Raw genomic sequence first — 18,158 nt, forward strand, 5'->3', positions numbered from 1 at the left:
TGCGCTGTGCCCGGCGCCTGGTGAGCGCGGCCCCGCCTGATTAGGCGGGCCGGCTTTCGCCCTGCAGCAGCGGGTTGCGCGAAAACAGCTCCACCACCCAGTCCACAAAGGCGCGTACCTTGGCGCTGAGGTGGGAGTTGGGCGGATAGACCACATAGATCGGCAGCAGTGGGTGCTTCCAGTCTTCGAGAACCCGTTGCAGCTGGCCGTTTTCCAGGTACTTGTGAATCTGGAAGCGGCTGAGCTGCCCTATGCCCTGGCCCGCGAGTATGGCGCTGATATAGGCATTGCCTTCGTTGATGCCAAGGTGGGCTGGACTGGCGATCTCTATCACTTCGCCGCCCTTGTGGAACTCCAGCGGATAGCGCCTGGCCGAGACCGGGGAGAAATAGATCACGTTGCGATGGCCGGACTCCAGATCGCGCGGATGCCGGGGCACGCCGTGGCGCTGCAGATATTCAGGTGCGGCAACCGTGATGAATTCCAGATTGCCGATGCGGCGCGCCACCAGGGACTGGTCGGAGAGCTCGCCGCCGCGGATCACGCAGTCCACGTTGTCGCTGATCAGATCCACGGTGCGGTCGCTCACGCCCAGATCGATCTGTATCTCGGGGTAGCGGGACTGGAACTCGCTCAGATGGGGAATGATGAGCAGACGCGCCACCGTCGTTCCCACATCCACGCGCAGGCGCCCGCGCGGCGTGGTGCGGGCCTGGCTGACGCTGGCCTCAAGGTCGTCGAAGTCTGCGAGCAGGCGCACGGCGCGGTCGTAGTAGGCCGCACCGTCGGCGGTCACGGTGACGCGACGCGTGGTACGGTTGAGCAGCTTCACGCGCAGGCGCTCTTCCAGCGCCTGAACGTTCTTGGTCACACTGGCTTTTGGCATTTGCAGCGAATCGGCTGCACGCGTGAAAGTGCCGGCTTCCACGACCCGCGCGAAAATACGCATGGCCTGTATCTGATCCATGGGATCTCCTTGTCCTCGCGAAAACCCGGACTCGCCGAGGATGCGGGATTCTCACACACAGCTCACCCCGTCATTGTTCGAGAATTGGAAACAGTGTGGCCGCGTTTGCGGGGTTTATGCCGTGAATCACTGTTGCTACATTTCTGTTCCATCACCCGGTCCTGTCCGGAAAAACCATGTCAAACACCAAAGCCACCGCATTGCAGCCGATTCCTCATACCGACACCACGATTTCCGTGGCCGATGGTGTGCAGGCCCATGTGCGCCTGTATGGCGGCAAGCGACGCGGCGAAGTGGTCCCGCTGGTGCTGCATTTCCATGGCGGCGCCTTTGTGGCCGGTGATCTGGACAACGGTTGCACCGTCGGCAGTTCGCTGGCAGCCGCCGGGGCCTGTGTGGTGTCGCTGGCCTATCCGTTGGCACCCGAGCATCCGTTTCCGCGTCCGCTGGAACTGGGCTACGAGGTGCTGCTGTGGGCCTACAAGCAACGCACCAAGCTGGCCGGAAAGGGCGCTCCGCTCTATCTGGCCGGTGAAGAGGCTGGCGCCAATCTGGCGGCCGGCATCTGCATGATGGCGCGCGATCAGCAGCAGCCGCCGCTGGCTGGGCAGATTCTGATCTCTCCCATGCTGGACCCTTGCTCGGCCACGCCTTCGCAGCGTGCCGCTCAGGGCGAGTCCGTCGAATGCAAATGGGCTTCGGGCTGGTGCCAGTACCTGGGCGAGCCGCATGATGCGGAGCACCCCTATGCGGTGCCGGCGAGGGCCCGCCGCCTCGCGGGATTGCCGCCGACGTTGATTCTGGTCGGCGAGGCCGACCCCATGCGGGATGAGGCACTGAACTATGGCGCGCGGTTGGAAGCTGCCGGCCTGAGCGTGTTTCGCCATGTGTTTGCAGAAGCGGGGCAATGGCCGCAGGCACTGCTGGAGCAGCCGCCCGAGTCCTGCCCTTGCGCCGCGCAGTTGCAGGAGCAGTTGCGCCAGTTTTTCGAAACCACCCGATGTCGGCTCTGAGCTGATCTTGCCCCGCTGATACCGCTGACCTGATCCGGCCCCGTGGGCCGGACGCAGCACGGCTGCGCCTTTTTTCTTCTCTTTCTCATTCGATTCCTGGCCTGAACGCTGGAAGGGATGAGTCTTGCCTGCCGCCGAAAGAGCCGCTACCGCTTTCAACCCTTGAACCAAAGACATTGCCATGAACGAGCACTCCAAACTCTCCAATCGCCGCCGGTGGGCCGCAGCCGGCGTCGCCGCTGCCGTGATCGCCACGACTGCCGCCATGCTGGGCCTGCAGGCATCGCACGCGGAAGCGCCGGCTGCGCAAGCCGCAGCACCGGCCGTGCCGGTCTCGGCAGCCCAGGTTCTGCAGCAGGACGTGACGCTGTGGAATGAATTCTCCGGCCGCCTTGAAGCCGTGCAGCGCGTGGATGTGCAGCCGCGCGTCTCTGGCGCGGTGCAGGCCGTGCATTTCAAGGAAGGTGCGCTGGTCAAGGCCGGTGATCTGCTGTTCACCGTGGACCCGGCTCCCTATATGGCAGAAGTCGATCGCGCCGAAGCCCAGGTGGTTGCCGCCAAGGCGCGCATGGCCTATACCCAGAGCGAGTCCGAGCGCGCCACGCGTCTGTGGGACGAGCGGGCGATCGCGCAAAAGGAATACGACGAGCGGGTGAATGCCCGGCGCGAGGCCGATGCGAATCTGCGCGCGGCCCAGGCGGCGCTGCAGACTGCAAAGCTGAATCTGGGCTACACCCAGGTCAAGGCTCCGGTGAACGGGCGCGTGGGCCGCATCGAGGTCACGGTGGGCAATCTCGTGAGCTCGGGAGCCGGAGCGCCGGTGCTGACCACCCTGGTGTCGGTGGACCCGATGTATGCCAGCTTCGACGCCGACGAGCAGATCGTGGCCCAGGCGCTGCAGGGCCTGCAGAGCGCAAGCCAGGGGCGCAGCACGCGTGCGCTGATTGAAACCATTCCCGTGCAGATGGGGGTGGGCACCAGCGGCGGCACGCCTTATGCCGGTCATCTGCAGCTTATAGACAACCAGGTCGATGCCAAGAGCGGCACGGTTCGTGTGCGCGCCGTGTTCGGCAATGTGGACGGCACGCTCATGGCAGGTCAGTTCGCGCGCATCCGCATGGGCCAGCCCCAGACCACCCAGGCCGTGCTCATCAACGAGCGCGCCGTGGGCACGGACCAGAGCAAGAAATTCGTGCTCGTGGTGGGCGAAGGCAACAAGGCCGAGTACCGCGAGGTGCAACTGGGCGCACCGGTGAACGGCCTGCGCGTGGTCACTTCGGGTCTCAAGGCCGGCGAGCGCATCGTTGTCAACGGACTGCAGCGTGTGCGCCCCGGCGTGGTGGTCGCGCCTCAGGACGTGCCCATGGCCGCCAAGGCCGAGCTGGCCGATGGCCGCGGCACCGCCAAGCAACCCACGGTCTGAGAACCCTTAATCCTCCGACACCATGAACCTTTCCCGATTTTTCATCGACCGCCCGATCTTCGCGGGTGTGCTGTCGGTGCTTATTTTTCTCGCTGGCCTGATCGCCATGCGGACGCTGCCGATCTCGGAATACCCCGAGGTCGCTCCACCCTCGGTGGTGGTGCGCGCCCAGTACCCGGGCGCCAATCCCAAGGTGATTGCCGAAACCGTGGCCACGCCGCTGGAGGAATCCATCAACGGCGTGGAAGGCATGCTCTATATGGGCAGTCAGGCCACGACCGACGGCGTGATGACGCTGACCGTGACCTTCGCCCTGGGCACCGATCCCGACAAGGCCCAGCAACTGGTGCAGAACCGCGTCTCCCAGGCCGAGCCGCGCCTGCCCGAGGAAGTGCGCCGCCTGGGCATCACCACGGTCAAGAGCGCGCCCGACCTGACCATGGTCGTGCACATGGTCTCGCCCAACGGCCGCTATGACATCGACTATCTGCGCAACTATGCTGTGCTCAATGTGAAGGACCGCCTGGCGCGCATCCAGGGCGTGGGCCAGGTGCAGATCTTCGGCGGCGGCGACTATTCCATGCGCGCCTGGCTGGACCCGCAGAAGGTGGCGCAGCGCGGTCTCTCGGCCGCCGACGTGGTGGCCGCCATTCGCGGCCAGAACGTGCAGGCTGCGGCCGGTGTGATCGGCGCCTCGCCCGGCCTGCCTGGCGTTGACATGCAGCTGTCCATCAATGCGCAAGGCCGCTTGCAGACCGAGGAAGAGTTCGGTGACATCATCGTCAAGACGGGCTCCGATGGCGCCGTGACGCGTTTGCGCGACGTGGCCAGGCTGGAGCTGGGCGCGGCCGACTATTCGCTGCGCTCCCTGCTCAACAACGACCCCGCCGTGGGCATGGGCGTGTTCCAGGCTCCGGGCTCGAATGCCCTGGAGATCTCGGCCAATGTGCGCTCCACCATGGCCGAGCTGCAAAAGCACATGCCTGAAGGTGTGGAGTTCCGCATCGCCTACGACCCCACGCAATTCGTGCGTGCTTCGATCAAGTCCGTGATCCAGACCCTGCTGGAAGCCGTGGCCCTGGTGGTGGTTGTGGTGATCCTGTTCCTGCAGACCTGGCGCGCTTCCATCATTCCGCTGCTGGCCGTGCCGGTCTCGGTGGTGGGCACGTTCGCCGTGCTGCACTTGCTGGGCTTTTCCATCAATGCGCTGAGCCTGTTCGGCCTGGTGCTGGCCATCGGCATCGTGGTGGATGACGCCATCGTGGTGGTGGAGAACGTCGAGCGCAACATCGAGGCCGGTCTGTCGCCGCGCCAGGCCACCTACCGCGCCATGCAGGAGGTGAGCGGGCCCATCATCGCCATCGCCCTGGTGCTGGTGGCCGTGTTTGTGCCGCTGGCGTTCATCAGCGGCCTGACGGGCCAGTTCTATCGCCAGTTCGCGGTGACCATCGCCATCTCGACGGTGATCTCGGCCATCAACTCGCTGACCCTGTCGCCCGCGCTTTCCGCGCTGCTGCTGCGCGGCCACGATGCGCCCAAGGACGCACTGACGCGCGGCATAGAGCGCGTGCTGGGCGGCTTCTTCCGTCGCTTCAACGCCTTGTTCCGCCGCGGCTCCGATGCCTATAGCGGCGGCGTGCAGCGTGTCATCGGCCGCAAGGCGCTGATGCTGGTGATCTACGCCGTGCTGGTGGGCGCGACCTGGGGTCTGTTCAAGCTGGTGCCCGGCGGCTTTGTGCCGGCCCAGGACAAGCAGTATCTGGTCGGTTTTGCCCAGTTGCCCGATGGCGCCACGCTGGATCGCACGGAAGACGTGATCCGCCGCATGGGCGAGATCGTCAAGAAAAATCCCAATGTGGAAGACGCCATCGCGTTCCCCGGACTGTCCATCAACGGCTTCACCAACAGCTCCAACTCGGGCATCGTCTTTGTCACGCTCAAGCCCTTTGCCGAGCGCAAGCATGCCGACCAGAGCGGCGGTGCTGTGGCGGGCCAGCTCAACCAGGCGTTTGGCAGCATCCAGGAAGCCTTTATCGCCATGTTCCCGCCGCCTCCTGTGGCCGGCCTCGGAACGACCGGCGGCTTCAAGCTGCAGATCGAGGACCGTGCCTCGCTGGGCTATGACGCCATGGATGCGGCCGTAAAGGCATTCATGGCCAAGGCCTACCAGACGCCCGAACTGGCCGGCCTGTTCACCAGCTGGCAGGTCAACGTGCCCCAGCTCTATGCCGCCATCGACCGTACCAAGGCGCGCCAGCTTGGAGTGCCGGTGACGGATATCTTCGAGACGCTGCAGATCTACCTGGGCAGCTTGTACGCCAACGACTTCAACCAGTTCGGGCGCACCTATAGCGTGCGCGTCCAGGCCGATGCCGCCTACCGGGCGCGTGCCGAAGACGTGGGCCTGCTCAAGGTGCGTTCCACCACGGGCGAGATGGTGCCGCTGTCGGCGCTGATGAAGCTTGAACCCAGCTTCGGGCCAGAACGCGCCATGCGCTACAACGGCTTTCTGGCTGCCGATGTGAATGGCGGGCCCGCGCCTGGCTTCTCCTCGGGCCAGGCCCAGGCAGCCGTCGACCGCATTGCCGCCGAAACCCTGCCGCCCGGCATAGGCTTCGAGTGGACCGAGCTGACCTACCAGGAAATCCTGGCCGGCAATTCTGCCGTGCTGGTGTTCCCCATTGCCATCCTGCTGGTCTTCCTGGTGCTGGCGGCGCAGTACGAAAGCCTGACCCTGCCGATTGCCATCATCCTCATCGTGCCCATGGGCCTGCTGGCCGCCATGACCGGCGTGTGGCTGAGCGGCGGTGACAACAATGTGTTCACGCAGATCGGGCTTATCGTGCTGGTGGGGCTGTCGGCCAAGAACGCCATCCTGATCGTGGAGTTCGCCCGCGAGCTGGAATTTGCCGGCCGCACCCCCGTGCAGGCTGCGATCGAAGCCAGTCGCCTGCGCCTGCGCCCCATCCTGATGACCTCGCTGGCCTTTGTCATGGGCGTGCTGCCACTGGTGCTGTCCACGGGCGCTGGAGCCGAGATGCGCAGCGCCATGGGCGTGGCGGTGTTCGCCGGCATGATCGGTGTGACGGCCTTCGGCCTGTTCCTCACGCCTGTGTTCTATGTGGTGCTGCGCCGTCTGGCCGGCAACCGTCCGCTGCAGCAGCATGGCAGTCATGTAGCGCCGATCAGCGAGCCGGGTCACGGCGCCTCGGCCCTACCCATGCCTGCTGCGCCGCGCGGCCATGACGAATAAGCGCCAATCAACCATGGATTCCGATATGAAAACGATGCAAGGCATTCGATCCCTGATGCCGTCCCTGAGCGCGCTGACGGCAGCCCTGGTGCTGGCGGGTTGCGCCAGCGCACCGCCCACGGTAGCCGAGCATGCCGGCGTTGCCGTGCCAGCAAGCTTCAGAGCCCAGGCCGCAGCCGCGGGCTGGACGCAGGCTACCCCGGCCGAGTCCCAGTCGCGAGGGGCCTGGTGGCTGGTATTTGCCGACGCCGAACTCAGCGCTCTGGTGGAGCGTGCGGGTGAAGCCAATACCGATGTGCAGACCGCTGCGGCCCGCCTGGCCGAAGCCCGCGCTCTACTGCGCTCGGCCGATGCCCAGCGGCAGCCGCAGATCGGTGCCTCGGGCGGTGCTGTGCGCCAGGCCGGTGTGAACACCGCGAACGGCATGCAGCCCGCAACCCTGGTCACGGCCGGCTTGAACTTCTCCTACGAAGCGGATCTGTTCGGCCGCCTGTCTCGGGCCAGTGAGGCGGCACGCGAGGATGCCAATGCACGCGAAGCCTTGCTGCAGAGTACGCGCCTGATGGTGCAGGCCGATGTGGCCCAGACTTATCTGCAGCTGCGTTCGCTGCAGACCGAACGCCAACTGGTCGAGCAGAGTCTGGTAGCCTATCGCGAGACTTTGACGTTGATCGAGAAGCGCTTCCGGGCCGGCGATGCGGCCGAGCTGGACGTGGCGCGCATGCAGACCGAGGTTTCGGCCACCGAGGCCGAGACGCTGGCGCTGGAGCGCCAGCAGGCGGCCCTCACGCATGCTCTGGCCGTGCTGGTCGGCGATATCGCCACTGGCTTCACGCTGGCTGAGCAGCCTGTGCTGGCAACGCTGCCCGTTATTCCGGCAGGCGTGCCTGCGACGGTGCTGGCGCGCCGCCCCGATGTGTCGGCGGCCCAGGCATCGGTGCTGGCTGCCCAGGCCCGCGTGGGCGTGGCGCAGGCCGCATGGTTTCCGGCTATCACGCTCACGGGCAATGGCGGCTATGCCTCGCCGGAGCTCGGCGATCTGTTCAAGTGGTCGGCGCGCTCCTGGGGCATAGGTGCCTTGCTGTCCCTACCCATCTTCGACGGCGGCCAGCGCGCAGCGCAGGAAGAGGGTGCTCGTGCGCGCCTGGAGGCTGCCGTGGCAGCCCAGCGCGGTCAGGTGCTCGCGGCCTTCCGGGAGGTCGAGGATCAACTCAGTGCCTTGCGTCTGCTCTCGGGGCAGGCCCATGTGCTGGGGCAGGCCGTGCAGTCTTCGGAGCGCGCCACACACCTCTCGGACGTGCGCTATCGCAACGGTCTGGTGAGCCAGCTGGAGCTGCTCGATGCGCGCCGCAACGAGTTGCGCAACCGGCGGCAGGCCTTGCAGGTGCGCACCGCGCAGTACACGGCCACGGTGGCGCTGATTCGTGCGTTGGGAGGAGGCTGGGACAGCGGCGAGCCCGTGGCGGAACGCGGTTGAGGATGGGCCCGTTCCGGATCCGGTTTGCGCGCTGTTGCTGCACCAACCGGCTCCGAGCAGGCCTGGGCTGAAGTCAGCGGCAAAGCTACGAGGCCAGAGAATTGCTCGGGTCTGGATTGGGATTCGCGCGAGCTTATGACGCGCGACCTTGAAGCCTCTGGGTGTGAAATTCTCCGGACTCGGAGGGCCGCCAGGTACATCAAAAACTTAGCGGCGAGCGCTGCAATGGACGTGATGAAGATGAGCTGACGGACGATTTCGTATCGCGTAGGCTCACCTTGCTTTGCTTTGCTTTGCTTTGCTGGGCTTGTGCTCGGTCATGCCGTCTAGAACGGGAGTTCAGGCTTATGAGGAGATGCCGAACTGGACATGGCCGCCGTGAACAATGAGTTCTTCTGGGCCAAAGTGCAAGCCGTTGAAAGTGCCCGCTACTGCCTCGGAGGAGCTGGGCATTAACATTTTCGATAATTCACCAAATGCGATTGGCGCCTTGAAGTGCAGCTTCATGCCTGTGCAGAAGGTCACGATGAAGGGCTCTCCAATGATTGCCTGGTAGGCACCGGCCTGTATGCAATGTGTCGTCATGTTGTTTCGCTCCTTTGCTTACGCCCAGGTCGGGAAAGGGTCCTTGAAAGCTCTCCACGCCCGGGGGCCTAGAGTCATTTCCCGGTCTGTCAATAGGCATGCGTCGAACATGCGCCGGAGTGCTGCTTCGTCCATATCAATTCCAATGAGGACCAACTCTTGGCGTGCGTCTCCAACCTCTTCGTCCCAGTTCTTCTTGATGGCTGCAATGGATTCTGAGTCCGTTGGCCAGTGCTCTGGAGGCACGGTGGCCCACCATCGGCCAGCAAGGCCGTTCCGGCACACTGCACCTGCCTGAGACCAGTCGCCGACCTTGGCGGGGCGACTGGCCAACCAGAAGAAGCCTTTGGAACGGATGACTCCCGGCCATTCGGTCTCTACCAGCCTGTGAAAGCGCTCGGGGTGGAAGGGGCGGCGCGACCGATAGACAAAGCTGCCAATCCCATATTCATCGGTCTCAGGCTTGTGCTCACCACGAAGCTCCTTGAGCCAGCCCGGGGCCTTTGCCGCCTCTTCAAAGTTGAAGAGCTTGGTTGAAAGCACGGATGCGAGGGGCACTTTGCCGAAGGTCGCTTCAACGATTCTGGCGCGAGGGTTCAAGCTCGCCAGAATGGCCCGTAGACGCAATTGCTCCGCGTCGGAGATGAGGTCGGTCTTGTTCAGAACGAGCACATCGCAAAACTCAATTTGCTCGATAAGCAAGTCGACAACACACCGGTGGTCCTCCTGTCCAAGCGATTCGCCACGGCTCTCGAGGCTATCCCTGGATTCATAGTCCTTGAGGAAATTGAAGCCATCAACAACCGTGACCATGGTGTCCAGAGCCGCAATATCGGAAAGGCTTGCTCCTGCTTCGTCGGTGAAGGTGAACGTTTCGGCCACAGGCAGTGGCTCTGAAATACCTGTGGATTCGATGACGAGATGGTCGAAGCGCTTTTCTTTGGCGAGCCTGCGGACTTCCACTAGAAGGTCTTCGCGCAAGGTGCAGCAGATGCAGCCATTGCTCATTTCAACCAGCTTCTCCTCGGTGCGGGAGAGCTTGCTACCGCCATCGCGCACCAGAGCCGCATCGATGTTGACCTCGGACATGTCATTGACTATGACTGCAACTCGGCGGCCTTCGCGGTTGTTGAGTATGTGGTTTAGAAGGGTCGTTTTGCCCGCCCCCAGGAAGCCTGAGAGAACGGTCACTGGAAGCAGCTTAGCCATAGTGGACCTCAGTTTAAATTGATAATGATAAATCGTTATCAATTATTACTCGAAAAGCGGTGCTGAGGAGATTGGTCGCACAGGATCTGCTGCTCGGTCCCATGCCTACCTGGAGGCGGCTACGAGGACGCTCCAAATGTTTTCCGTAACTCCTGGAGGTACACGGCGCTGAGTTCTAAAGGGGAGTATGGCGAGAGGCATATAAGCTTGGCTATTTGTTCAAGCTAAGCTGCAAGTGCTCTTCACATTGGTGCTGCAAATGGTTGCTGTCGATGACCGTGCCGTATTCCTGGAGCCGCCGCATGCGCCAAAGACCGCATCCTGAGTCAGGGCAATGAGCTGGGGGGCGGTAGCAGCCAGGACTTTGCGAGCTTCATCAGAAGCGAAAGTCTGAAATGGTCGAAATTGGTTAAGGACCGCGGTCTCAAAATGGAGTAAGAGGTCTTCATCACTGGTCGAGTTGCCGCTCTAGTTCTTAAACAAGCCATCTCGACAATCCCACTTGTTTTGAGACTTGAGTTGCTTGCCGCCTTAAGTTTCTGAATGTCACCGACCATCGCATCTCGGAGGTCTCTTCAACGCAGTGCTGCCATTTCCAGCGAGCATCTCCCCGCATGACATAGATGGACCTTGGATTAACTTCTAGGCTGACCGTTTGATGCGGGCGCTTTGGGTTGTATGGATACGGGCGGAATTTCAGTGTCGCTGTTCCGCCGAAAGAGATCCCGAAGATGCATTCGAAGTCCGGGACATCGCGATGCCAGCCCAGCGGTGTACCCGGTGAGTACTCGGACACCAAGGCGTGAGAGAGCCTTTCAGGTTCCATGTTGGCCCACTGCGCGACACGCAGACGTAATGGCAACAGGCGCTCGTCGAGGGGCTGCCCTGGCTTCAGCTGGTTCGCCTCGAAGTCGAAGCTTCCGCCAAAGCCTACGACCCGGCGTTTGGCGAAGTACTCTTTGTATTTCGCGGACTTGAACGGCAGGGACTGGATTACTTCAATGAGATGAGCTTCTTCCGTCAAGCTCAGGAAGTTCTCCTCGTACCGAAGTCCAGGAATAGATGCCTGTAGCGATTGGTCGTCAAAAAGACCTGCTTGCATAAACAGTTCCTTAGCGGAGGCTCTGGCTTCCGGTTTGCATGGCTACTTCGCTACATACGATGTAGATTTGAAGGTTAGGCATGAAAAGATGCTTATATGAGACTACCCCACTTCATGAGAAAAATTCCTTCATGAGAGAACTTCGGGTAGCAGAGCGCCCAAAAACCTTTTAACCATGTATTTCAAGGTGGGGCGAAGAACTTATGGATCGTCAATGGTTGCTTCATGAACATCACTTTTCACGGTGCGGCGCAGTCGGTCACGGGGTCCTGTTTTCTGGTCGAGGCGCTGGGCAGTCGTTTTCTGATCGACGGCCGCGAGGCCAACGAGCACTTGGCCACGCTGCTGCACGAGCGCTTGGATTTCTCGGTCCAGGTTCCGCAACCGGGCCAGGTCTTCGAGTTCTAGCGCGTGCCGGGAGTCTTCAAGATGCGGAATCCTCCTTGCGCGCGGCCTGTTGCATGATGTTCTGGCGACGAAGCCTGATGCCGGTCGAGACCGGATTCGTGCAGCTGCTTTTCGGTACTGCGCTGGATGAACTGCTGCCCGGCATGCGACTGCATGTGCGGCGTCTGGGCGATACCAGGCGCGCGCTGTCCCTGGGTGGCGGGCGCATCTATCTGCCGCGCAGCTTTTTCGAACATGCCGATCCGCATCGGCCGCTGCGGCTTTCCCACCCTGTGGTGGCAGGCGTCTTCGCCCATGAGCTGCTGCATCAGTGGCAGCGCCTGCAAGGCCGGCCCGTGACCTGGGAGGCGTTCGGTCTGCATCTGCGCGCGACATGCCTGCGGCGCGATCTCTATCGCTATCAGGCCTGTGCAGATCCATATCAGATGCTGCAGTGCTTTCTGGACGCAAGCGTGGAGCAGCAGGGGCAGATCTGGCAGGACCATGTTCAGGCCCTGGTGCAGGGCCAGCCGCTGGCTTGCATGTGCCTGATTGCCGAGCACGTGCACCAGGATCAAGCTGGCCGGACTAGGCTGGGCCAGACCAGCAAAGACTAGGCCACCGGGTTGAGTGCGGCTATGAGATCGTGCTCGTCCACATCGCGCGCCGCGCCGAAGCCGGCGACATGCCTGCCGCCTTGCGGTGTGATGCAGACAAAGCGAAAGTCGCCCAGCGCCGTCATGGGCTCGGCTTCGGGAAAGCGCTCCAGATAGCTGGCACGGGCGCTGTGCCACAGGCCGCTGTCGCGCGGGGGAGTGGACGCCACGCCTTGAATGCTGATGCGCTCCAGCGCATGCACGGCTTCGCCAGCGGTCTCTGGCCTGCTGATGAGCAGGCTGACGGCGGGGTGCAGTTCCATGGCCTGTGTATGGCTGGCCAGCGCACTGACATGCAGCACCAGGCAGCTGAATTCGCCACTCCAGGCCCAGGGCACCAGGGACAGCCCCGGGGCCGGCAGATATCCGGGCGCTGAAGAACCGGCCTGTGGCTGAAAGGCCAGGGCGGCGGTGCGCCCGTTGGCGAGTAGCTGGCGCAGCGATTGCTGCAGGCGTGATTCATGGGGCATTTGCGCATGGTAAGCCAGAGCGCGGAGCCGGACCAGAGCGAGCCGGGCCAGGCCGCAGCAGCCGTCACATGAGTGACCGGCTCTTGGGGGCATCCCGGATGCCGGTCCGTGTCGGCAGGCCTAGTCTTGCGGACTGATTAGTCCACTCGGACTATGTATACGCTTTTCTGATTGCCTGACTCATGCCCGCTCATCACCAGTTTTGGCCCAATCGGCTGCCCCATTCCATCACCGTTCCAGCAACCAGCGTCTGGGAGAACTTGGCCGTCAATGCCAGGCGCTATCCGGACAAGGCCGCGCTGGTGTTTCTGGGTCGCACCACGACCTATAAGCAGCTGTGCGAGGGCACGGAGCGCATGGCCGCCTATCTGCATGGCCTGGGCGTGCAGAAGGGCGACCGCGTCATCGTGCTGATGCAGAACAGCTCGCAGCTGGTGCTGGCGCATTACGCCATCTTTCGCGCCAATGCGGTGGTGGTGCCGGTCAATCCCATGAATACGGCGGAGGAGCTCAAGCACTACATCACGGACTCCGGCGCCAAGGTGGCCATCACCACGGCCGATCTGGCTTCGGAGCTGGCCAAGGCCAGCAATGCCCTGGAGCCGTCCGATGCGCTGCAGCACCTGCTGGTCACCCGGTTTACCGACGGCTTTGATGCCGATGTGCAGGGGCCGGATGCGCCGCCCGAAGCCTGGCGCAACTGGCTGCTGGGCGAGCGCGAGCCTGCCAGCCTGAGCCACGGCCAGGTCCATGCCTGGACGCAGGCGCTGGCCTGCAGCGAGCTGCCGCCGCCGCATACAGCAGGCCGTGACGATCTGGCCTTGCTGCCCTATACCAGCGGCACCACTGGACAGCCCAAGGGTTGCATGCACTTGCACCGCAGCATCAACCACAATGCCGTTTCCGGTGCGCTGTGGGGCACGGGCACCAGCGAGAACGTGGTGCTCGCCGTCGTGCCCATGTTTCACATCACGGGCATGGTGTCCGTGCTGCACAGCGCCATCTACGTGGGGGCGACGCTGATCATCATGCCGCGCTGGGAGCGTGAACTGGCAGGGCGCCTGATCTCGCACTATCAGGTCACGAGCTGGACCAATATCCCGACCATGGTGATTGATCTCCTGGCCAGTCCCAACTTTGCGTCCTTCGATCTCTCCAGCCTCAAATACATCGGTGGCGGCGGTGCCGCCATGCCCCAGGCCGTGGCCCAGCGGCTACTGGAGCAGTACGGGCTGCGCTTCTGTGAAGGCTATGGTCTGACCGAAACTGCCGCACCCTCGCACAGCAATCCTCCCGACCATCCCAAGCAGCAATGTCTGGGCATTCCCTTCATGAGCACCGATGCGCGCGTGATCAGCCCCGACACGCTGGAGGAAGTGCCCCAGGGAGAGCAGGGCGAGATCGTGGTCAACGGCCCCGAGGTGTTCGAAGGCTACTGGCAGCGCCCCGAGGCAACCGAGCAGAGCTTTATGGAGCTGGATGGCAAGCGCTTTTTCCGCACCGGTGACCTGGGACGCGTGGATGAGGAGGGCTATTTCTTCATCACCGACCGGCTCAAGCGCATGATCAACGCCAGTGGCTTCAAGGTGTGGCCTGCCGAGGTGGAGTCGCTGATGTTCCGCCATCCCGGGATTCAGGAGGCCTGCGTGATCTCCGCCAAGGATGCCTATCGCGGCGAAACCGTCAAGGCGGTGGTCGTGCTGCGTGCCGGTCATGAGGCCACGACGGCAGAGCAGATCATCCAGTGGTGCCACGACAATATGGCGGTCTACAAGGCGCCGCGTCTGGTGCAGTTCGTGACGGCCTTGCCCAAGAGCGGCAGCGGCAAGGTGATGTGGCGAATGCTGCAGGAGCAGGAAGCTGTAGCCTGAATACCAGAAGGGGAGTGGCGGAAAGCAGCTGGAGTCGAACCAACCCGGGAGCGGCTGACGCCCCCCACCGGGTTTGAAGCCCGGCCGCGCCACCGGGCACGATTGCCTTCCTTTGGGTCAAGAGCGGCAGTTGCCGCTCTTGTAGAAGATAGGACTGCGATTGTAGCCAGCAATCCGGCATTTGACGACGAGCCGGCCTCATGTCCCGTTACTCTGATTTGATAGCTTGTTGCGCAGGTTGCATAAGGAACTTGGGCTTATTTCTATCTGCTTTCCTTGCAGGATCAGCGTGGCGTGCTATTCCAATGCACGTCAGGGCGCAGCAGATGGGCATCGCGCACGCGGCGCGTGTAGCCGGTGCGGTCGAAGAATTCGAGAATCTGGATGGCGCGCTTGCGGCCCAGACCGGTGGCGTCGCGGAATGCGCGGGCTTCCACTTCACCCCTGGCGTGCCTGCCGGCGATGTCGGCAACCAGTGCGGCGAGCTCGTCCATGCGTGCCGGTGCATAGAACAAGTCCTTGACGACCTGGAACAGCTGGCCCTGGCGCGAGAGCTTCTTGAGCAGCTGGCGCACCAGCTCTTCACCTGCGGCATGGTCGCGCGCCAGATCGCGCACCCAGGGCGGGTCAAAGCGGCCTGCCGCGATGGCGGGCAGCAGTTTTTCGGCTAGCGTCTGCTCGGCACTGCTCAGCTGCACGCTGTGCTGTGGCAAATGCAGCCAGGCGCCGGTGCTGGCCAACTTCTGGCTGCCAAGCAGAGCATCGACCAGGCCTTGATAGAGTGCGTCGTAGCTGCTTTGCTGCAGGCCGGGCAGTGCCATGCGTCTCAGCCGGGCAGCGTTGACGCCGGGCTCGTCGGGCGATTTTTCATGAAAGCGGGCCAGGCTTTCGATAAGCTGGTTCTGCAGCAGTTGCCAGCGCTGCAGGCCTAGCACCATGGCATCGCCGCCGGCAATGGGCAGCTGGATGGTGTCGGCCAGACTGGTCTCGGGGAAGGCATGGCCGCTCAGCCTCACCAGCTGCGAGCGCGCAATGCCGTGTGGGGCCTGTGCGATCAGCGGCCTGAAGTCGCTGCGGGCTATGAGCTGCTCCATGGCGTCGAGGTAGGCCATGCGCTCTGTGCTGCGGCGCTTGCGGCTGGGCGCATAGGGATCGAGCACCATGCCGCCGGCGATGGTGCGGCTGGCCTGGGCGTTGCGCAGGATCAGGCGGTCGCCGGGCAGGGCGAATACCGGCGCATCCAGCACCAGCTGCACGCGGGCTTCGGTGCCGGGCTCTATGGCCTGGTCCTGCAGCAGGGCCACATGGCCGGTGGTGCGCCTGGTGCCCAGGTGCACATGGACGGGCGTCCACTGGGCCAGCGAGGGCGCTTCGCTGAGCAGGTGCAGATGAATGTCGAGGCGGTCCGTGGCCTGCAGCAGGCGCGGGTCCATGATCCAGTCGCCGCGTTCGATCTCGTCCTTGCCTATGCCTGCCAGATTCAGTGCGCAGCGCTGGCCGGCGACGCCGCTGTCGCTGCTCTGGTTCTGGGCATGAATGCTGCGCACGCGTACGGTCTGACCGCTGGCCGAGTGTGCCAGCGTGTCGCCCACGCGGACCTGGCCATTGAAGACCGTGCCCGTGACCACCGTACCCTGGCCTGCCAGCGTGAAGACACGGTCCACAGCGAGCCGGAACAGGCCGTCCCGGGGGCGCGCCTGCATCATCTGGGCCTGCACCTGCAGGTGTTCGCGCAGAGCCTGTACGCCGGCATTGCCGGGTTCTGCGGCATTGGTCTCGAAGATGGGGCTGTCCGCCAGAGCAGTGACGCCGAGAATGGCGTTGATTTCCCGGTGTACGTCGGCAATGCGCTGCGGCAGCACGCGATCGACCTTGGTCAGCGCCACGCTGCCGCGCCTGACACCCAGCAGCTGCAGAATCTCCAGATGCTCTATGGTCTGGGGCATGACGCCGTCGTCGGCCGCCACGACCAGCAGGGCGTGGTCAATGCCGACGGCACCGGCTGCCATGGTGTGGACGAATTTCTCGTGGCCCGGCACGTCAATGATGCCCAGCACATCGCCATTGGGCAGCGGGCTGTAGGCATAGCCGAGTTCTATGGAGATGCCGCGGGCTTTCTCTTCCTTGAGGCGATCGGTTTCCACGCCCGTGAGCGCGCGCACCAGCGTGGTTTTGCCGTGGTCGATATGGCCTGCGGTTCCGATGATCATGGTGTGCTTATGGTTTTGATAGCTGCTGGCGCTTGTGTATCAAGCGATGCAAGGTATTTTTATAGATAAATTTCGGGGGGCCGTAGGGCTGGCTCAGGCCAGCAGCGGCAGCTGCGCGGCAAACAGGGCCTGCGCCGGGTTTTCCAAACAGCGCAGATCCAGCCACAGCGCGTCGTCATGCAGGCGCCCGATCACGGGCCGAGGCAGGGCGCGAAAGCGCGCTTCGAGCCGGGTCAGCTGGCGACCCGCCTGCTTGCCGCTGGCCGGATAGATCCTGAGGCCGAAGCTGGGCAGATTTTCCACGGGCAGGGCGCCGCTGCCGATCTGGCTGTTCATGGCCGCGGTTTCCACCACATACTCCTGGCCCAGTGCCTGCTGCAGCAGAGGCTGCAGCTGAGCGGCCTGGGCCTGCATGTCGGCGGCCTTGCGTGTGAACAGGCGCAGTGTCGTCAGCTCCTGGGCGAGCTTTTCGGGGTTCAGGTACAGGCGCAGCGTAGGCTCCAGCGCCGCCAGCGTGATCTTGCCCACGCGCAGCGCGCGCTTGAGCGGGTTCTTCTTGATCTGGGCAATCAGCTCCTGCTTGCCGACGATGATGCCGGCCTGCGGGCCGCCCAGGAGCTTGTCGCCGCTGAAGGTGACGATGTCGGCGCCGGACTCGACCGTCTCGCGCACCGTGACCTCGTAGGGCAGTCCCCAGTCGCGCATGTCGATCAGCGTGCCGCTGCCCAGGTCGACGATCATGGGCAGGCTGCTGTCGTGCGCAATGCGGGCAACATCGGCGTCGCTCACGGCCTTGGTGAAGCCGGTGATGGCGTAGTTGCTGCAGTGCACCTTCATGAGTGCGGCCGTGTTCTCGCCGATGGCCCCTGCATAGTCTTTCTCGTGGGTGCGGTTGGTGGTGCCGACTTCGATCAGCCGCGCGCCGGCGCGGGTCATGACATCGGGGATGCGGAAGGCGCCGCCGATTTCGACCAGCTCGCCGCGTGAGACCACGACTTCCCGGCCCGTCGCCATGGTGGACAGCACCAGCAGCACGGCAGCGGCGTTGTTGTTGACAACGGTCGCGGCTTCGGCGCCGGTCAGCTCGCAGATCAGCGATTCGACCAGGTCGTCGCGATCGCCGCGGCCGCCGTCTTCGAGGTCGTACTCCAGATTGGCCGGGGCACTCATGGCCTGCACTACGGCGTCTATGGCAGCCTGCGGCAGCAGCGCGCGGCCCAGATTGGTATGCAGCACCGTGCCGGTGAGGTTGAAGACAGGCTGCAGGCGTGGCGCGAACCGGGCCTGAAGCTGGCGCTGTGCGGCCTCGACGATGCTGCCGATGTCGGCCTGCACGCTCTGGGCGGGCTGATCGCCGGCGCCCAGAAGCTGCTGGCGCAGCCCTGTCAGCACGTCACGGACGGCTTTGGTGCAGGCGTCCAGTCCATAGCATTCGCGCAATGCCTGCATCTCGACCGCGAGCAAGACCTTGTCCACGGCAGGAAGCTGGGAGGGGTGCGAAATTTCGGGGGCAGTCACTGCGGTATTGCTCATGG

The 18,158-nt window shown here is 63.6% G+C and carries 14 protein-coding genes and 1 tRNA gene; 7 read left to right on the forward strand and 8 right to left on the reverse strand.

All coding sequences use genetic code 11. The features are described from left to right. Nucleotides 1-40: 40 nt before the first annotated feature. Entirely contained in the window at nt 41-967 is a 927-nt protein-coding gene (locus F3J24_RS00260; RefSeq protein ID WP_167001742.1) for a LysR family transcriptional regulator, read from the reverse strand. 176 nt (nt 968-1,143) lie between these two features. Between F3J24_RS00260 and F3J24_RS00265 the strand changes: the two genes are divergently transcribed. The 4 genes from F3J24_RS00265 (at nt 1,144) to F3J24_RS00280 (ending at nt 8,133) form a co-directional block, all read left to right on the forward strand. After that, nucleotides 1,144-1,980: an alpha/beta hydrolase gene (locus tag F3J24_RS00265; RefSeq protein ID WP_167001745.1), complete on the forward strand. Its 837-nt coding sequence runs from the start codon at nt 1,144-1,146 to the stop codon at nt 1,978-1,980. Between the two features lie 181 nt (nt 1,981-2,161). After that, nucleotides 2,162-3,403, forward strand: a complete 1,242-nt coding sequence (locus tag F3J24_RS00270; RefSeq protein WP_167001747.1) for an efflux RND transporter periplasmic adaptor subunit — start codon at nt 2,162-2,164, stop codon at nt 3,401-3,403. 22 nt (nt 3,404-3,425) lie between these two features. Then, nucleotides 3,426-6,656, forward strand: coding sequence for an efflux RND transporter permease subunit (locus tag F3J24_RS00275; RefSeq protein ID WP_167001749.1), 3,231 nt, complete (start codon nt 3,426-3,428; stop codon nt 6,654-6,656). A 13-nt stretch (nt 6,657-6,669) separates the two neighbouring features. Then, complete coding sequence (locus tag F3J24_RS00280) at nt 6,670-8,133, forward strand: efflux transporter outer membrane subunit (protein WP_167001751.1); 1,464 nt, start codon at nt 6,670-6,672, stop codon at nt 8,131-8,133. 345 nt (nt 8,134-8,478) lie between these two features. On the opposite strand, the gene F3J24_RS00285 is transcribed toward F3J24_RS00280, so the two are convergent. The 3 genes from F3J24_RS00285 to F3J24_RS00295 all read right to left on the reverse strand — a co-directional run bounded on the left by F3J24_RS00285 (nt 8,479) and on the right by F3J24_RS00295 (nt 11,029). Next, nucleotides 8,479-8,718, reverse strand: coding sequence for a hypothetical protein (locus F3J24_RS00285; RefSeq protein ID WP_167001753.1), 240 nt, complete (start codon nt 8,716-8,718; stop codon nt 8,479-8,481). An 18-nt stretch (nt 8,719-8,736) separates the two neighbouring features. Further along, nucleotides 8,737-9,927: a zinc metallochaperone GTPase ZigA gene (gene zigA / locus F3J24_RS00290; protein ID WP_167001755.1), complete on the reverse strand. Its 1,191-nt coding sequence runs from the start codon at nt 9,925-9,927 to the stop codon at nt 8,737-8,739. A 475-nt stretch (nt 9,928-10,402) separates the two neighbouring features. After that, on the reverse strand, nt 10,403-11,029 hold the full coding sequence (locus F3J24_RS00295) for an alpha-ketoglutarate-dependent dioxygenase AlkB (RefSeq protein ID WP_167001757.1): 627 nt from the start codon (nt 11,027-11,029) through the stop codon (nt 10,403-10,405). A 225-nt stretch (nt 11,030-11,254) separates the two neighbouring features. Between F3J24_RS00295 and F3J24_RS00300 the strand changes: the two genes are divergently transcribed. Further along, the gene (locus tag F3J24_RS00300; protein WP_167001616.1) at nt 11,255-11,437 is read left to right on the forward strand and encodes a hypothetical protein; all 183 of its coding nucleotides are present in this window, start codon (nt 11,255-11,257) and stop codon (nt 11,435-11,437) included. 53 nt (nt 11,438-11,490) lie between these two features. Continuing rightward, nucleotides 11,491-12,033, forward strand: a complete 543-nt coding sequence (locus F3J24_RS00305) for a hypothetical protein (protein ID WP_167001759.1) — start codon at nt 11,491-11,493, stop codon at nt 12,031-12,033. Here the strand turns inward: F3J24_RS00305 and F3J24_RS00310 are convergent. After that, nucleotides 12,030-12,542, reverse strand: a complete 513-nt coding sequence (locus F3J24_RS00310) for a pyridoxamine 5'-phosphate oxidase (protein WP_167001761.1) — start codon at nt 12,540-12,542, stop codon at nt 12,030-12,032. The two genes, F3J24_RS00305 and F3J24_RS00310, sit on opposite strands and share 4 nt — an antisense overlap. A gap of 182 nt (nt 12,543-12,724) precedes the next feature. On the opposite strand from F3J24_RS00310, the gene F3J24_RS00315 reads away from it, so the two are divergent. Beyond that, on the forward strand, nt 12,725-14,413 hold the full coding sequence (locus tag F3J24_RS00315; RefSeq protein ID WP_167001763.1) for a long-chain fatty acid--CoA ligase: 1,689 nt from the start codon (nt 12,725-12,727) through the stop codon (nt 14,411-14,413). 15 nt (nt 14,414-14,428) lie between these two features. Here F3J24_RS00315 and F3J24_RS00320 read toward each other — a convergent pair. The 3 genes from F3J24_RS00320 to selA all read right to left on the reverse strand — a co-directional run bounded on the left by F3J24_RS00320 (nt 14,429) and on the right by selA (nt 18,156). After that, nucleotides 14,429-14,524, reverse strand: a tRNA-Sec gene (locus F3J24_RS00320). A gap of 173 nt (nt 14,525-14,697) precedes the next feature. Further along, nucleotides 14,698-16,623, reverse strand: a complete 1,926-nt coding sequence (selB, locus tag F3J24_RS00325; protein WP_167001765.1) for a selenocysteine-specific translation elongation factor — start codon at nt 16,621-16,623, stop codon at nt 14,698-14,700. A 93-nt stretch (nt 16,624-16,716) separates the two neighbouring features. Next, a complete protein-coding gene (selA, locus tag F3J24_RS00330; RefSeq protein ID WP_167001767.1) occupies nt 16,717-18,156 on the reverse strand; it encodes an L-seryl-tRNA(Sec) selenium transferase in 1,440 nt (479 codons plus the stop codon). Nucleotides 18,157-18,158 lie beyond the last annotated feature (2 nt).

The organism is Comamonas sp. Tr-654 (assembly GCF_011752915.1).
GTDB lineage: Bacteria > Pseudomonadota > Gammaproteobacteria > Burkholderiales > Burkholderiaceae_C > Comamonas.

Bases quoted from the DNA above. Each gene is read 5' to 3' on its own strand.
- F3J24_RS00275 (WP_167001749.1), top strand. From the start codon at position 3,426: ATGAACCTTTCCCGATTTTTCATCGACCGCCCGATCTTCGCGGGTGTG.
- F3J24_RS00260 (WP_167001742.1), bottom strand. From the start codon at position 967: ATGGATCAGATACAGGCCATGCGTATTTTCGCGCGGGTCGTGGAAGCC.
- selB (WP_167001765.1), bottom strand. From the start codon at position 16,623: ATGATCATCGGAACCGCAGGCCATATCGACCACGGCAAAACCACGCTG.
- F3J24_RS00295 (WP_167001757.1), bottom strand. From the start codon at position 11,029: ATGCAAGCAGGTCTTTTTGACGACCAATCGCTACAGGCATCTATTCCT.
- zigA (WP_167001755.1), bottom strand. From the start codon at position 9,927: ATGGCTAAGCTGCTTCCAGTGACCGTTCTCTCAGGCTTCCTGGGGGCG.
- F3J24_RS00280 (WP_167001751.1), top strand. From the start codon at position 6,670: ATGGATTCCGATATGAAAACGATGCAAGGCATTCGATCCCTGATGCCG.
- F3J24_RS00265 (WP_167001745.1), top strand. From the start codon at position 1,144: ATGTCAAACACCAAAGCCACCGCATTGCAGCCGATTCCTCATACCGAC.
- selA (WP_167001767.1), bottom strand. From the start codon at position 18,156: ATGAGCAATACCGCAGTGACTGCCCCCGAAATTTCGCACCCCTCCCAG.
- F3J24_RS00300 (WP_167001616.1), top strand. From the start codon at position 11,255: ATGAACATCACTTTTCACGGTGCGGCGCAGTCGGTCACGGGGTCCTGT.
- F3J24_RS00315 (WP_167001763.1), top strand. From the start codon at position 12,725: ATGCCCGCTCATCACCAGTTTTGGCCCAATCGGCTGCCCCATTCCATC.
- F3J24_RS00285 (WP_167001753.1), bottom strand. From the start codon at position 8,718: ATGACGACACATTGCATACAGGCCGGTGCCTACCAGGCAATCATTGGA.
- F3J24_RS00305 (WP_167001759.1), top strand. From the start codon at position 11,491: ATGATGTTCTGGCGACGAAGCCTGATGCCGGTCGAGACCGGATTCGTG.
- F3J24_RS00310 (WP_167001761.1), bottom strand. From the start codon at position 12,542: ATGCCCCATGAATCACGCCTGCAGCAATCGCTGCGCCAGCTACTCGCC.
- F3J24_RS00270 (WP_167001747.1), top strand. From the start codon at position 2,162: ATGAACGAGCACTCCAAACTCTCCAATCGCCGCCGGTGGGCCGCAGCC.